General features: G+C 37.8%; 10 protein-coding genes. 8 read left to right on the top strand and 2 right to left on the bottom strand.

Annotated features, from left to right (window positions below; translation table 11 throughout):
* The 8 genes from HMPREF1481_RS04665 to HMPREF1481_RS04630 all read left to right on the top strand — a co-directional run bounded on the left by HMPREF1481_RS04665 (nt 1) and on the right by HMPREF1481_RS04630 (nt 11,790).
* A complete protein-coding gene (locus HMPREF1481_RS04665; RefSeq protein ID WP_016465899.1) occupies nt 1-693 on the top strand; it encodes a sugar phosphate nucleotidyltransferase in 693 nt (230 codons plus the stop codon).
* 247 nt (nt 694-940) lie between these two features.
* Nucleotides 941-1,741: a dihydroorotate dehydrogenase electron transfer subunit gene (locus tag HMPREF1481_RS04660; protein WP_016465898.1), complete on the top strand. Its 801-nt coding sequence runs from the start codon at nt 941-943 to the stop codon at nt 1,739-1,741.
* Between the two features lie 10 nt (nt 1,742-1,751).
* Complete coding sequence (locus tag HMPREF1481_RS04655; protein ID WP_016465897.1) at nt 1,752-2,687, top strand: dihydroorotate dehydrogenase; 936 nt, start codon at nt 1,752-1,754, stop codon at nt 2,685-2,687.
* Between the two features lie 54 nt (nt 2,688-2,741).
* A complete protein-coding gene (locus tag HMPREF1481_RS04650) occupies nt 2,742-3,653 on the top strand; it encodes a bifunctional riboflavin kinase/FAD synthetase (protein WP_025173266.1) in 912 nt (303 codons plus the stop codon).
* Nucleotides 3,654-3,776: 123 nt separating this feature from the next.
* Nucleotides 3,777-4,736 (top strand): hypothetical protein, encoded by a 960-nt coding sequence (locus HMPREF1481_RS04645; RefSeq protein ID WP_016465895.1) that lies wholly within the window; start codon nt 3,777-3,779, stop codon nt 4,734-4,736.
* A gap of 288 nt (nt 4,737-5,024) precedes the next feature.
* Complete coding sequence (locus HMPREF1481_RS04640; RefSeq protein WP_016465894.1) at nt 5,025-7,538, top strand: pneumococcal-type histidine triad protein; 2,514 nt, start codon at nt 5,025-5,027, stop codon at nt 7,536-7,538.
* Between the two features lie 285 nt (nt 7,539-7,823).
* Entirely contained in the window at nt 7,824-8,753 is a 930-nt protein-coding gene (locus HMPREF1481_RS04635; protein ID WP_016465893.1) for a metal ABC transporter solute-binding protein, Zn/Mn family, read from the top strand.
* A 7-nt stretch (nt 8,754-8,760) separates the two neighbouring features.
* Nucleotides 8,761-11,790, top strand: a complete 3,030-nt coding sequence (locus tag HMPREF1481_RS04630) for a pneumococcal-type histidine triad protein (RefSeq protein WP_016465892.1) — start codon at nt 8,761-8,763, stop codon at nt 11,788-11,790.
* A 27-nt stretch (nt 11,791-11,817) separates the two neighbouring features.
* On the opposite strand, the gene pepT is transcribed toward HMPREF1481_RS04630, so the two are convergent.
* Both pepT and mnmE read right to left on the bottom strand, forming a co-directional pair.
* Nucleotides 11,818-13,041 carry a peptidase T gene (gene pepT, locus HMPREF1481_RS04625; protein WP_016465891.1) on the bottom strand — a complete coding sequence of 408 codons (1,224 nt, stop codon included), beginning with the start codon at nt 13,039-13,041 and terminating at the stop codon, nt 11,818-11,820.
* A 21-nt stretch (nt 13,042-13,062) separates the two neighbouring features.
* Nucleotides 13,063-14,436: a tRNA uridine-5-carboxymethylaminomethyl(34) synthesis GTPase MnmE gene (gene mnmE / locus HMPREF1481_RS04620; protein WP_016465890.1), complete on the bottom strand. Its 1,374-nt coding sequence runs from the start codon at nt 14,434-14,436 to the stop codon at nt 13,063-13,065.
* Nucleotides 14,437-14,527: the final 91 nt, after the last annotated feature.

The raw sequence follows: 14,527 nt of genomic DNA, 5'->3' as shown, positions 1-14,527 counted from the left end.
GTGAAAGCGATCATCTTAGCAGCAGGTTTGGGAACTCGTTTACGTCCTATGACAGAAAATACTCCCAAAGCCTTGGTTAAAGTCAATCAAAAACCTTTGGTTGAATATCAAATTGAATATTTAAAAGAACGAGGAATTGATGACATTATCATCGTCGTAGGTTATTTAAAAGAACAATTCGACTATCTTAAGGAAAAGTACGGTGTGCGTTTAGTCTTCAACGAAAAGTATGCTGATTACAATAACTTCTATTCACTTTATCTAGTAAAAGAAGAGTTGGCTAATAGCTACGTTATCGATGCGGATAACTATCTTTTCAAGAATATGTTCCGTAATGATATCGAGCGTTCAACATACTTCAGCGTTTATCGTGAAGACTGTGACAATGAATGGTTCTTGGTTTACGGTGATGACTATAAAGTACAAGATATCATCGTTGATAGCAAAAATGGACGCATCTTGAGTGGTGTGTCATTCTGGGACGCTCCAACAGCTGAGAAAATTGTTGGGTTTATCGATGAAGCCTATGCAAGTGGCGAATTTGTTGACCTCTACTGGGATAATATGGTTAAAGATAATATCAAAGAACTTGATGTATATGTAGAAGAGTTAGAAGAAAATAGCATCTACGAAATTGATAGCGTCAAAGATTACCATAAATTAGAGGAAATTCTCTCATCGCAAAAAAAGTAAACTAAAATTCGTCAGACACCTTACCTATTTTTACTTGACTTTTTATGTTGGTTACAGTATACTAGTGGAAATTTAACCTTTAAGGGAAGTCCAGAGAGGCTCACAAGGTGTCAGATAGAAAATAGATTACACAAACTTCGAGTAAACACAGTTTATTTGATTCTTTTCTGTAAGTATCTTAACTGAAACCTTGCGATTGCAAGGTTTTTCTTTTTCTGAACCCCTTAAACTTTAAGGAGGAAAAGGTATGAATCCTAATTGTAACAAACGCATGGGTGCTATTCGCTTAGAAACTATGAAAGTTGTAACCCAAGATGAGATTGCACCAGCAATCTATGAGCTAGTACTAGAAGGAGAAATGGTAGAAGCTATGAGAGCTGGACAATTTCTTCATTTACGAGTTCCTGATGATGCTCATCTCTTGCGTCGTCCAATTTCAATCTCATCTATTAATAAGTCTCAAAACCAATGTCATCTCATTTATCGTATTGAGGGTTCTGGCACAGCAATCTTTTCGACCTTAAAAGCAGGGGATAGACTGGATGTTATGGGACCTCAAGGAAATGGATTTGATTTATCAGAATTAGACCAACGTAGTCGTGTTCTTCTAGTTGGAGGGGGAATTGGTGTTCCACCTTTGCTTGAAGTAGCTAAACAACTAAATGAGCGTGGTGTTGAAATAACAACTGTGCTCGGATTTGCTACTAAAGATGCTGTCATTTTGGAAGCCGAATTAGCCAAATATAGTAAAGTGTTTGTGACGACCGATGATGGCTCTTATGGAATCAAGGGTAATGTCTCAGTTGTGATTAAGGAATTGGATAGTGAATTTGATGCTGTTTACTCTTGTGGGGCACCTGGTATGATGAAATACATCAATCAAACCTTTTACGACCATCCAAGAGCCTATCTATCTTTAGAATCGCGTATGGCTTGTGGTATGGGAGCTTGTTATGCTTGTGTCCTAAAAGTTCCAGATAGTGAAACAGTTAGTCAACGTGTCTGTGAAGATGGGCCTGTATTTAAAACAGGAACAGTAGTTTTATAAGGAGAGTGTCATGACTAAAAATCGATTACAAGTTTCTCTACCTGGTTTAGAGTTAAAGAACCCTATCATTCCTGCTTCAGGTTGTTTTGGTTTTGGTCAAGAGTATGCCAAATACTATGATTTGGACCTTTTAGGGTCTATCATGATTAAAGCAACTACACTTGAGACACGTTTTGGGAATCCTACTCCTCGAGTAGCAGAAACCCCTGCAGGTATGCTAAATGCTATCGGTTTACAAAATCCTGGTTTAGAGGTCGTTTTGTCTGAAAAGTTACCTTGGCTTGAAAGAGAATATCCAAATCTCCCTATTATCGCCAATGTTGCTGGATTTTCAAAACAGGAGTATGCAGCCGTTTCTCATGGAATTTCAAAGGCAAATAATGTAAAAGCCATCGAGCTCAATATCTCATGTCCTAACGTCGATCATGGAAATCATGGTCTTTTAATCGGGCAAGACCCTGAGTTAGCTTATGATGTAGTAAAAGCTGCTGTAGAGGTTTCAGATGTCCCTGTCTACGTTAAACTAACTCCAAGTGTGACGGATATCGTAACTATAGCAAAGGTAGCAGAAGATGCCGGTGCTAGTGGTCTTACCATGATCAATACTCTTGTTGGGATGCGTTTTGATCTCAAGACAAGAAAACCAATCCTCGCAAATGGAACAGGTGGGATGTCAGGTCCAGCAGTCTTTCCGGTAGCTCTCAAATTGATCCGTCAAGTAGCCCAATCTACCAATCTACCAATCATTGGTATGGGAGGAGTTGATTCAGCTGAAGCTGCTATAGAAATGTACTTAGCTGGTGCGTCAGCGATAGGTGTCGGAACAGCAAACTTTACCAATCCATATGCCTGCCCTGATATCATTGATAAACTACCAAAAGTTATGGACAAGTATCATATCGAAAGTTTGGAACAACTGAGAAAAGAAGTGAAGAGTAGCCTATAATCTTTTAAATTCGTAATATTTTGAATGCCTTCTTCTTTTTGGTATAATATGACTATGATTGTAACAATACCTATTAAAACTGAAAAAGACATTGCAACACCAGGTCCAACAGTCCTTGTTTTAGGATATTTTGATGGTATTCATCTAGGACATCAAAAATTATTTAGCATTGCTGGTGAAATTGCTGCTAAGAAGAGATTAAGCGTTGCTTTAATTACATTTCATGAATCACCAAAATTAACCTTGAATCCTTATTCGCCAGAAAATTTACTTCATATCCTGAATGCAGAAGAACGTGAACGTAAGTTTAAACGTGCTGGTGTCGAAAATCTTTATTTAATGGACTTCTCAAGTCGTATCGCTAATATGACAGCTCAAGAGTTTGTAGATACTTTTGTCAAAGAAGTTAAAGCAGATACCATTGTAGTTGGATTTGACTATAGTTTAGGTTCTGATAGAAAATCAGCAGAAGATTTAAAAGAAATCTTTGATGGAGAAGTAGTTGTAGTTCCTCCTGTAGAAGATGAAAAAGGAAAGATTAGCTCTACTCGTATTCGTCAAGCTATCCTTGAAGGGAATGTGAAAGAAGCAGGTCAGCTGCTTGGAAGTCCACTTCCTACAAGAGGAATAGTCGTACACGGCAATGCTCGTGGCCGAACAATCGGCTATCCAACTGCCAATCTCGTGCTCTTGGATCGTACTTATATACCGGCAGATGGTGTCTATACTGTTGATATCGAAATCAAGAGAAAACTCTATCGTGGAATGGCCAGTGTCGGTAAGAATGTTACCTTCGATGGAGAAGAGGAGCGATTTGAAGTCAATATCTTTGATTTTGATGAAGATATTTATGGTGAAACAGTAACCGTCTATTGGTTAGATCGTATCCGAGATATGGTAAAATTTGACAGTGTTGAACAACTGGTCAAACAACTCGAAGAAGATGAAAAAGCTGCAAGAAAATAAAAATGAAGTTCGAATGAAAATTCGAGCTTTTTATTTTGTTAAAATCTAAGAATAACTAGGATTAGAGATGAGATATGAAATAAAGTCTGTTATAATTTCATTAAGAGACTAAAGGAGATTTTAATGTTTAAAGAAAAAAGAAATAAAGGCTTTACCGCAGTTCTTTTGATTTCACTCGTATTTTTCGCACTCGCTACTATATCTGGATTCTTAGGTCAGATTCATAAGAAACCTACGGAGAGATTTGCAGATACGACTGAAACTGGAAGAGAAGTCACCATGCAAGTTTATGGTATCTATCCTGAGCCAGTCGGTGAGGTTGATGGTGGAACTGTGGTCTACATTGTGAAATACAGTAATGAAGGAGATGGGAAATTTGCAATAGTTGAGTCTAAAGTGAAAGATGAATCAATCAATAAGCTTCTTGAGAATGCAGAAAGTCTTGCTGATAATCCTGGAACTCTCACAGGTATTCAGTTAGAACCCCTCACTAATACCAATTTTATCAATACTTCGAAAAATACCAAGATTATAAATCTTGACGAGTTTATTAGTTCGATACTTCCTGCTAAATCAGTTGTTGCACGAAATATGAATACAAGAATCTATCTCAGTCTTAGTGAATATTCTAGGGATAGTTTAAGCTATATTTTTGGTATCGTGATTTTCTCTGGTATGGGATTAATGACCTTAGCCGCAGCCTTTATCATACGAAAGAAAACAATTGATTCATTCAAAGAGCTTTATCGTCTGTATCCTGAATTAAAAGGAAATCTTGAGTTGGTTGATACTTTAGCCGAGTTCTACAATCAAGACTTGAAAGTTATTTTGTATAAAAATCACCTCATTACTTATTGCAAAGGAACCCAAACTTTAGATCTTAGAGATGTGTGGAGAATCTATTTAGTACGTACAAGTTATAGCCGTTTTAGCAAAATTTATCAGTTTGTATATACTAGAAAAGATAGTTCTAAAAAGTATAGCCTAACTATTCGAAGCACTAATAGAGTAGAAGAGCAATTAGAAGAATTTTGGCAACTCCTTCCGAAAAAGTTTCCAGAAATATATATTGGTAGTTTGTAAGAAGCACCGTTAAAGCGGTGTTTTTCTATTAGTAAAATTTTGGGAAAAAGTGAATTTATAACTTGACATCTTAAATTTTAAGGAGTAGAATGTTTACTAGTTAATTAAATAGTTAAGTTTCTATGTAAAATATAGTTGGCTAAATATTTTTAGAAACTCATAAATAGAAGTAGACTTTTTGCTTTATTTTTATAAATTATTCTATATACAAACTTAACCAGTTAAGAAAAAAGAAGTTTTAGCAATTCGATATCTTCCGTTTAATAAGAAAATAGAAAGTGTGTTTAGATGAAAATTAATAAAAAATATGTTCTTGGTTCTGTAGCTCTTTTAACATTAAGTCTTTCAAGTTATGAATTGGGTCGTTATCAGACAAGGCAGACCAGTAAAGAGTCTAATCGTGTGGCTTATGTAGAAGGGAATCAGGCTAATAGTAAGACTGAAAATTTGACGCCAGATGAGGTTAGTCAACGAGAAGGTATTAATGCAGAACAGATTGTCGTTAAGATTACCGATCAAGGTTATGTAACTTCACATGGAGATCATTATCACTACTTTAATGGCAAGGTTCCTTATGATGCTATTATTAGTGAAGAACTCTTGATGAAGGATTCGAACTATCAACTTCGAAATGAGGATATTGTCAGCGAAGTTAAGGGTGGTTATGTCATTAAGGTTGATGGTCGCTATTATGTATACCTCAAGGATGCTTCCCATACAGAAAATATTCGTAGTAAGGAAGAAATCAATCGTCAGAAGCAAGAACATGGGCATGATGGTGGATCAAAGGTTAGCAACGAAGTCACTCTAGCAAGGGCTCAGGGACGTTATACGACGGATGATGGCTATGTTTTTAATGCAAGCGATATTATCGAGGATACGGGTGATGCATACATCGTTCCCCATGGCAATCATTTCCACTATATTCCAAAGAGTGACTTATCGGCTAGTGAACTGGCCGCTGCCCAGGCCTTTTTAGCTGAAAAAGGTGGTCAAACAAGCTCAGTTGGGTATCGACCGTTAACAAATTCTTCTAGCAGTTCATCAGAGGCATCGAATAGTAGTTCATATGGACAAACAAATCATAGTAATGTTGAGTCAAATATTAGAAGATGGGCTCCAACTGTTAGCCCACAAGTGGATAATAGTTATCAAGCAAGTCAAAGTGAAGACGTATCTAGTCTCTTGAAACAACTTTATGCCTTACCGCTCAGTCAACGTCATGTGGAATCAGATGGTTTGATCTTTGATCCAGCTCAAATCACAAAAAGAACAGCAAATGGAGTAGCAGTTCCTCATGGGGATCACTATCATTTTATCCCTTATTCTCAAATGTCTGATTTAGAGCAGAAGATTGCGAGAATGATTTCAGAAAAAGGACAAAATAATGGAAAAAACAAGCCAGTAAATACCCAAAAGCCAACAAACAGTACTGTTGAGCATACATTTTTAGGAAATTCAATTAAAGCTTATGGTAAGGGTCTGGATGGCAAACCATACGATACTAGTGATGGATATGTGTTCAGTAAAGATTCTATCTATTCAGTTGATAAATCAGGTATTATAGCGAGACATGGAAATCATTTCCATTATGTGGGATTTGGAGAGTTAGAACAATTTGAATTAGACGAAGTTAGCAAGTGGATGAAGGAAAAAGGTCAAGCTAATGATAGTGTTATTCCTTCAGAGAAGATGAATAAAGAAGAAAAACCAAAATTTGATTCAAAAAAAGTGACTAGTAAAGTTACCAAAGATGGTAAAGTTGGTTATGTTATTAAAGAAAACGGAAAAGAATATTTCTATTCTCGAGACGAACTTGATCTTACTCAAATTGCTTTTTCTGAACAAGAACTAATGCTTAAGGATCGAGATCATTATCGTTATGATATAGTTGACACAGGAATTAAACCGAGATTAGCTGTAGATGTCTCAAGTTTGCCGTTGCATGCAGCAAATACTACCTATGATACTGGAAGTTCATTCATTATTCCACACATTGATCATATTCACGTTGTGCCTTACTCATGGTTAGAGCCTCATCAAATTGCGACTATTAAATATGTCATGCAACACCCTGAGGTTCGTCCTGAAGTTTGGTCTAAGCCGGGTCATGAGGACTCAGGTTCCGTTATTGCTAATGTGACTCCTCTTGAAAAACGCGCTGGAATGCAGAATTGGCAAATTATCCATTCTGCTGAAGAAGTTCAGAAAGCTCTTGCAGAAGGTCGATTTGCAACTCCAGATGGTTATATTTTTGATCCGAAAGATGTATTGGCAAAAGAAACCTTTGTATGGGAAGACAAATCATTTAGTATTCCAAGAGCTGGAGGTGGTTCATTGAGAAGTATCACTAAATCCGACTTATCAGAAGTAGAATGGAAACAAGCGCAAGACTTAATTGCCAAAAGAATGAAAGAAAAAGAATCCAAAACTGAAACGTCTACACATCCTAATAAAGAATTAAAACCTGATTCAAACAATACTGAAAATAGTGATAAGAATAATACTGCTGTAGATAAAACTGAAGAGCAACCGAAGAAAAATATCGGGGAGAATGAGACTGGTACAACCAACGAAATTTCTTCAGAAAATAAAGAGAATTCCAAAGAAGAAAATGACGATGATTTACCAGACTATGGGTTAGATAAAGTAACTTTAAATGAACATATAGAAAAGTTAGCGAAAATTGCCCAAATTGATCCTAAGTTTCTAATCTTTCAACCAGATGGGGTTCAGTTTTACAATAAAAACGGTGATTTAGTGATGTATGACATTAAGACACTAAAACAAATAAAACCTTAAAAGATTTTTATTAGTTATAATTTATTCGAAAGGATATTGTTCGATTTTTGATTGAATAATGTCCTTTTCTTTATTAAAAAACTGAAATTTGCTGACTTAAAAAATGAATCAAGGAGTTCTAAAACGATTAAAAGTCAAATGTTAAAAATAAGCAGTGAGAACAGAGAAAGAAATCTAGTTCTTACTTTTTTCATGAAAATGCAAAAAAATATTGACATTTTAAATTTTAAGGTGTAGAATGTTTACTAGTTAATTAAATGGTTAAACACTAGTTAAGGAGTTGTGATGAAAAAAAGAAGTGTCCTGTGGCTTGTAATTGCCTTGTTTGTTTTTTTCTTAGGAGCTTGTGGACAAAAATCTAGTCAAGATAGTAGTAGTGAAGCTAAGGGGATGAAGATTGTGACTAGTTTTTACCCTGTCTATGCCATGGTTAAAGAAATTTCTGGCGATTTAAATGATGTTCGGATGATTCAGTCGAGTTCAGGTATTCATTCCTATGAACCATCTGCAAATGATATTGCAGCAATCTATGATGCTGATGTTTTCGTCTATCATTCCCATACCTTGGAGTCATGGGCAGGAAGTTTAGACCCAAGTCTGCAAAAATCTAAGGTGAAGGTTTTAGAAGCATCAGAAGGTATGACTTTAGAGCGCGTACCTGGTTTAGAAGATATGCAGGCAGGAGATGGGATTGATGAGAAGACCTTGTATGATCCTCATACTTGGCTTGATCCTGAAAAGGTTGCTGAAGAAGCTCAGATTATCGCTGATAAGTTATCCGAACTAGACAGCGCTAACAAGGATACTTATCAGAAAAACGCACAAAATTTTAGTGCCAAAGCTCATGATTTGACCAAGAAATACCAACCCATTTTTGAAAAAGTCAATCAAAGAAATTTTGTAACTCAACATACAGCTTTTTCATATTTAGCTAAACGCTTTGGATTAAATCAACTTGGAATAGCTGGTATTTCACCAGACCAAGAACCAAGCCCGAGACAGTTAACCGAAATTCAAGAATTTGTAAAAAATTATAAGGTCAAAACTATCTTTACAGAGAGTAATGCTTCGTCTAAAGTTGCTGATACACTTGTCAAATCAACAGGTGTGACTCTTAAAACACTCAATCCTTTAGAGGCCGATCCACAAAATGATAAGTCCTACTTGGAAAATTTAGAAGACAATATAGCTATTTTAGCTGAAGAATTGAAATGAGGAGTTTATGAAAATTAATAAAAAATATCTAGCAGGATCTGCAGTGGTCCTTGCCTTAAGTGTCTGCGCTTACGCTTTAAATCAACACCAAGCGCCTGAGAACAAAGAAAATAACCGTGTATCCTATGTTGATGGGAAAGAGTCTGATGCAAAAAAGAATGAAAATCTGACACCTGATCAAGTTAACCAAAAAGAAGGAATAGAAGCTGAACAGATTGTTACTAAGATTACAGATCAAGGCTATGTGACTTCCCACGGTGACCATTTCCATTTCTACAATGGTAAGGTGCCTTTTGATGCCATCTTTAGTGAAGAATTGGTCATGAAGGATCCAAACTATAAACTAAGTGATGGAGATATTGTCAATGAGATTAAAGGTGGCTATATCATCAAGGTGGATGGCAAATATTATGTCTATCTGAAGGATGCTAGTCACGCAGATAATATTCGTACCAAAGACCAAATCGAGAAACAAAAACAAGAACACACATCAGATAGTAGCAGTACAAGTAATGAAGTTTTTGCTGCCAGAGCACAAGGTCGTTATACCACTGATGATGGGTATGTCTTTAATCCTGCTGATATTATAGAAGATACGGGTGATGCGTTTATCGTTCCTCATGGTGGCCATTATCATTACGTTCCTAAGAGTGCCTTATCCTCAACTGAACTAGCTGCTGCTCAAGCTTACCTTGCTGGAAAAGGAAGTCAACAAAGTCTAACAGACTACAAACCGATTCCAAGTGTTGAACCAAGTCATCAAGTAGAGAAACCAGCTACAAGCAATCCAGTACAAGAAGAAAATAATCTTCAAAAACTTCTAGAACAGCTTTACGCTTTACCAGTTAGTCAACGCTATAAAGAATCTGATGGTTTGGTATTTGACCCGGCTAAAATTACCAGTCGTACGCCTAATGGAGTTGCTATCCCTCATGGAAATCATTACCATTTCATCCCTTATAGTAGTTTATCTGCTTTGGAGCAAAAGATTGCACGCTTGATACCACTTTCAGGTCTAGTAACACCATCAAATCCTGTAGAAATTCCAAGTAAACCAAACGAAGATCATAACCATGACCATGGCCACGAAGATGTTGATCATCAACACGAAGAAGACCATGACCACGATCATGCTAATCATCGACACGGTGAAGACCACGATCATGGCTTTGCTATTGATCGAGTAATTAGTGAGGACGACCAAGGTTTCGTAGTTTCACATGGAGACCATGCACATTATTTCTTTAAGAAAGATTTGTCGAAAGAGCAGATAAAGGCTGCGCAGGATCATTTGCATGGTCACCATCAGGCAGAACCTGTTAAACCTCTTGCCAAGACTGTAGAAAGTTTCTCTCGAGATGCTAGCGATAAAGAAAAGACAGCATATATCTCTAAGACATACGGAGTTCCGCTTGAAGCTATCAGAATTTCAAATGGATTCTTTGTATTTGGTAATCCAGACCAGGCTTATGACCCAACTCACATTCACCCTTACGCTGTTCGTAAGGAACACGTTCGTATTCCGCTTCAAACAGGTGATGCAGAACTTGATTTTCTAAACGAACTTTATACAACCGCACTTCGTGACGGTGTCTCTCCATATAGCTTACAGGTTGAAAATGGTAGCTTCGTCATACCTCACGGTGACCATAATCACTACATCAAAGTTCAGACTAAAGGTTATGAAGTTGCTTTGAAACATAAGATTCCTGCCTTGCAATCCAACTATCAACCAGGAGCCTTTGATGAAGCGACTGTTCAAAATAAGGTTGACCAGCTTCTAGCAGAAAGTCGTGAAGTTTACAAGGATAAACCAATACTACAGAGACAGATTGAGCTTGCTTTGGGACAATTCTCTGAAAATATGAAGAAGCTCTCAACCAACTCTACAGCTGGGTATCTAGCCGCATTAGATCTCTTTGACAAGCAGTATATCCATGTTGATGCTAGCGTAAAACCAACAGAAATCAGTCCTTTAGACAAGAAATATCAAGCTTTAGTAGATAAGATTAATACCTTGGATACGGATGCTTATGGACTTCCTAAGAAGGATCTCTTGACTCAGCTCCAAGAAAATAAATTGGCTCAAGATGAGGCTGGTTTAGATGCAGTTGAAGCTAAGTTACAAGCCTTGCAAGATTTTAATGACCGTACTGGTGTTACGACAGTCGAATACATCAAGTATTTCTACCAACATCTATCTGATGGTCGCTTAAATGACACTCTTAGACATAAAGTTGCTAACTTAACTTGGACACTTTATCAATCACAATCCTTCCTTAAGGCGACTGACTTGAACAAATTATTCCCAGAAATCTATCAAACAAAACTGGAAGTTGAAGAAGCTCTGAAGAATGAACCTGTTACAAGTAAGCCTTCTGAAACGATTTTAGATACAGAAAAAGTGGATGGTCATAGTGCTAAAACAGCAGTCTATGAGTTTTTGAAAGGTTTGTATGATGATATTAAGCCTGAGGAACAAAGCAATCATGTTCGAAAAGCTCAAGTAGAAGGACTCTTAACGAAAGCTGATGAATTAGTGGCTCAAGTCAAAGAAGAAGGCGTAAAAGCTTCACTCGCTGACGAGGTGAAAAACCTGAAAGCTGCTCTAGATAAAGATGACGCAGACCTTGATGAACTAAACATACAAGTCCAAGATCTTATAAAACGTATTTCGCAAACCATTCAGACTGAACGTGAGAATGCTAATCAAGATCCAGAGGTTTTAGTCCTCTATCAAAAATTATATAACGGAGTCCTTGCCCTACATAATTATTTGGAAATGAATAATGGTTCCGATGCGGACTTTGAAAAAGTGGATGCCTTGTTTGATAAACTAAGTGGAGCAAGCAAAGACAAGCAAGCTCTTCTAGCACTTGCGCAAGAAATTGTCTCATTAAACCAAGAACTTCAATCCAAAGCTAAGCCGAGTGAAGCAAGTTCTGAAACAACTACCAAACAAGCAAGCGACAAACAGGCTGAATCAAGCAATCCAACAACTAGTTCTCCAGAAACAAGTGAGAAAGAAGTCAACTAAAAAAGAAGTAGCTTTGCTACTTCTTTTTTAGTCTTTGTAAGATACGATTCCAATGATTGTATCAACTGCACGCTCCATGGTTTGAAGGCTGACATATTCAAAACGACCGTGCATATTTTCACCACCAGCAAAGATATTAGGAGTAGGAATTCCCATGAAGGAAATCTTAGACCCATCTGTTCCACCACGGATAGGTTCGATGATAGGTGTGATATCAAGACTTTCCATTACTGATTTAGCGATTGTTACTGGCGTCATATCTTTTTCTATGACTTCTTTCATATTGTAGTATTGGTCAGTAAGAGTTAAGGAAACACGATCGCTTCCAAGTTCTTGGTTCATCTTATCAGCAATAGCTTGCATAGCGGTTTTGCGTGCTTCGAAGCTGTCTTTTTCAAAGTCACGAATGATATAGCTAGCACGCGCTTCCTCAACACTACCAGTTATATCCATGAGATGGTAGAAACCTTGGTAACCATCAGTCAATTCAGGTCGGTCACCAGCTGGAAGTTGGTTATGGAAGTCAATTGCCAACTGAAGGGCGTTAACCATTTGTCCTTTAGCCGTTCCTGGATGAACATTTCGACCTTGGAAGTGAAGTTCGGCACCTGCCGCAGAGAAGGTTTCATACTGCAATTCTCCAAGAGGTCCGCCGTCGACTGTATAAGCAAAGTCAACATTGAAGTCCTCTGCATCAAATTTATTGGCACCAACACCAATCTCTTCATCAGGTCCAAAGCCGACACGAATTTCGCAGTGCTTAATTTCAGGATGAGCGTTCAAGTACTCAATAGCTGTCATGATTTCAGCGATACCAGATTTGTCATCGGCACCGAGAAGTGTAGTACCATCAGTAGTAATCAAGGTTTGACTAGGATATTTCTCTAAGCTCTTGAAATCCGCTGGATCTAGTTTGAAACCAGAGTTCCCAAGCTCGATAACGCCGCCATCATAATTTTCAATAATTTGCGGGTTAACGCCTTCAGCATTAAAATCAGCTGTATCCATGTGGGAGATAAAACCAATCTTACGAGTCAAACTAGGATCGTTAGCTGGAAGAGTACCGATAGCGAAACCGTTTGATAGATAGTAAACATTTTGCAAACCGACACGTTTCATCTCTGAGATGAGAACATTGGTTGCGAAGTCTACTTGGCTTTGAGTACTAGGTGTTGTCGTTGAGTTTTCGTCAGAACGAGTATTGACTTTGACGTATGTCAAGAAGCGTTCTAGTAGTGTAGGGTATTTCATCATAACTCCTTTTTATAATTTTTATTTACCTAAACAGAATTGGCTAAATAATTGAGTAATAAGTTCATCTGGCGCTGCATCACCAGTAATTTCTCCGAGAATTTCCCAAGTGCGGGTCAAATCAACCTGAAGTAGATCGACTGGCATACCGAGTTCAAGACCTTCGTTAACAGCTTGTAAGCTTTCGACTGCCTTTTCGATTAATGAAATATGACGAGCATTGGATAGATAGGTAGCATCTTGTTCGACCAAGCCTGCATTTTCAAAGAAGAGATTATTGATGCGTTCTTCAATCTTATCAATGTTTTGATTTTTGAGGACTGAAATGCGGATCACATCTTCTGGAAGTTCTTCGGTTTCAATTGCTACTGGAAGGTCGGTTTTATTTAGTAGAATAATACGGTTGGTATCTTGACTAATTTCAAGAAGTTGTCGATCTTGCGGAGTAAGAGGCTCGCTAGCATTTAAGACAAGCAGTACCAAGTCAGCTTCCTTAAGAGCTTTTTTCGAACGTTCGACACCGATTTGCTCGACGATATCATCCGTTTCACGGATACCTGCAGTATCAATTAATTTCAATGGAACACCGTTGATGTTAACGTATTCTTCGATGACATCACGAGTTGTTCCGGCAATATCAGTGACAATGGCCTTATCTTCACGAAGGAGGTTGTTGAGCAGACTTGATTTTCCAACGTTGGGGCGTCCGATGATGGCTGTTGAAATTCCTTCGCGGAGAATCTTCCCACGACGAGCTGTTCTAAGTAGATTGGTTAATAATTGTTCAAATTCCATGGTTTTTTCACGAACAACAGCAGTAGTGGCTTCTTCAACGTCGTCGTACTCAGGATAGTCGATATTAACTTCAACTTGAGCTAGTGTATTGAGTATCTCCTGGCGAGTATTATTAATGAGATCAGACAAGGATCCGTCTAGTTGCTTGACCGCAATATTCATAGCCTTGTCCGTCTTGGCACGGATGATATCCATAACAGCTTCAGCCTGAGTCAAGTCGACACGACCGTTGAGGAAGGCACGCTTGGTAAATTCACCTGGCTCTGCCAACCGAGCACCTTCACGGATAGCAAGTTGCAGGATTTCATTAGTTACTGCAATTCCACCGTGAGTGTTAATCTCGATAATATCCTCCCGAGTGAAGGTCTTTGGAGACTTCATAGCCCCAACCATGACCTCGTCCATAACCTTACCAGTTTGAGGATCAACGATGTGTCCGTAGTTTAGAGTGTGGCTAGCAACCTTGCTCAAATCCTTGCCTTTAAAAATTTTCTGGGCGATAGCAAAGCTATCCGTTCCGCTTAAACGAACAATCCCAATAGCCCCTTCACCAAGAGGAGTCGAGATTGCTGCGATGGTATCAAATTCACGTGTAATCATTTCATTTCCTTTTTACAATTTATATACAAATATCACTTAAAATTGTAACAAAATATAGCGTTTTATTCAACGAATGCCACTTATAAAGAAA

Source organism: Streptococcus sp. HPH0090 (genome assembly GCF_000411475.1).
Classification (GTDB): Bacteria; Bacillota; Bacilli; order Lactobacillales; family Streptococcaceae; genus Streptococcus.
This window is presented reverse-complemented; position numbering and strand designations above follow the sequence as displayed.

Excerpts from the sequence above, each read along its gene's own strand:
- HMPREF1481_RS04645 (WP_016465895.1), top strand. The coding sequence starts at position 3,777 with ATGTTTAAAGAAAAAAGAAATAAAGGCTTTACCGCAGTTCTTTTGATT.
- pepT (WP_016465891.1), bottom strand. The coding sequence starts at position 13,041 with ATGAAATACCCTACACTACTAGAACGCTTCTTGACATACGTCAAAGTC.
- HMPREF1481_RS04640 (WP_016465894.1), top strand. The coding sequence starts at position 5,025 with ATGAAAATTAATAAAAAATATGTTCTTGGTTCTGTAGCTCTTTTAACA.
- HMPREF1481_RS04650 (WP_025173266.1), top strand. The coding sequence starts at position 2,742 with ATGATTGTAACAATACCTATTAAAACTGAAAAAGACATTGCAACACCA.
- HMPREF1481_RS04635 (WP_016465893.1), top strand. The coding sequence starts at position 7,824 with ATGAAAAAAAGAAGTGTCCTGTGGCTTGTAATTGCCTTGTTTGTTTTT.
- HMPREF1481_RS04655 (WP_016465897.1), top strand. The coding sequence starts at position 1,752 with ATGACTAAAAATCGATTACAAGTTTCTCTACCTGGTTTAGAGTTAAAG.
- HMPREF1481_RS04660 (WP_016465898.1), top strand. The coding sequence starts at position 941 with ATGAATCCTAATTGTAACAAACGCATGGGTGCTATTCGCTTAGAAACT.
- mnmE (WP_016465890.1), bottom strand. The coding sequence starts at position 14,436 with ATGATTACACGTGAATTTGATACCATCGCAGCAATCTCGACTCCTCTT.
- HMPREF1481_RS04630 (WP_016465892.1), top strand. The coding sequence starts at position 8,761 with ATGAAAATTAATAAAAAATATCTAGCAGGATCTGCAGTGGTCCTTGCC.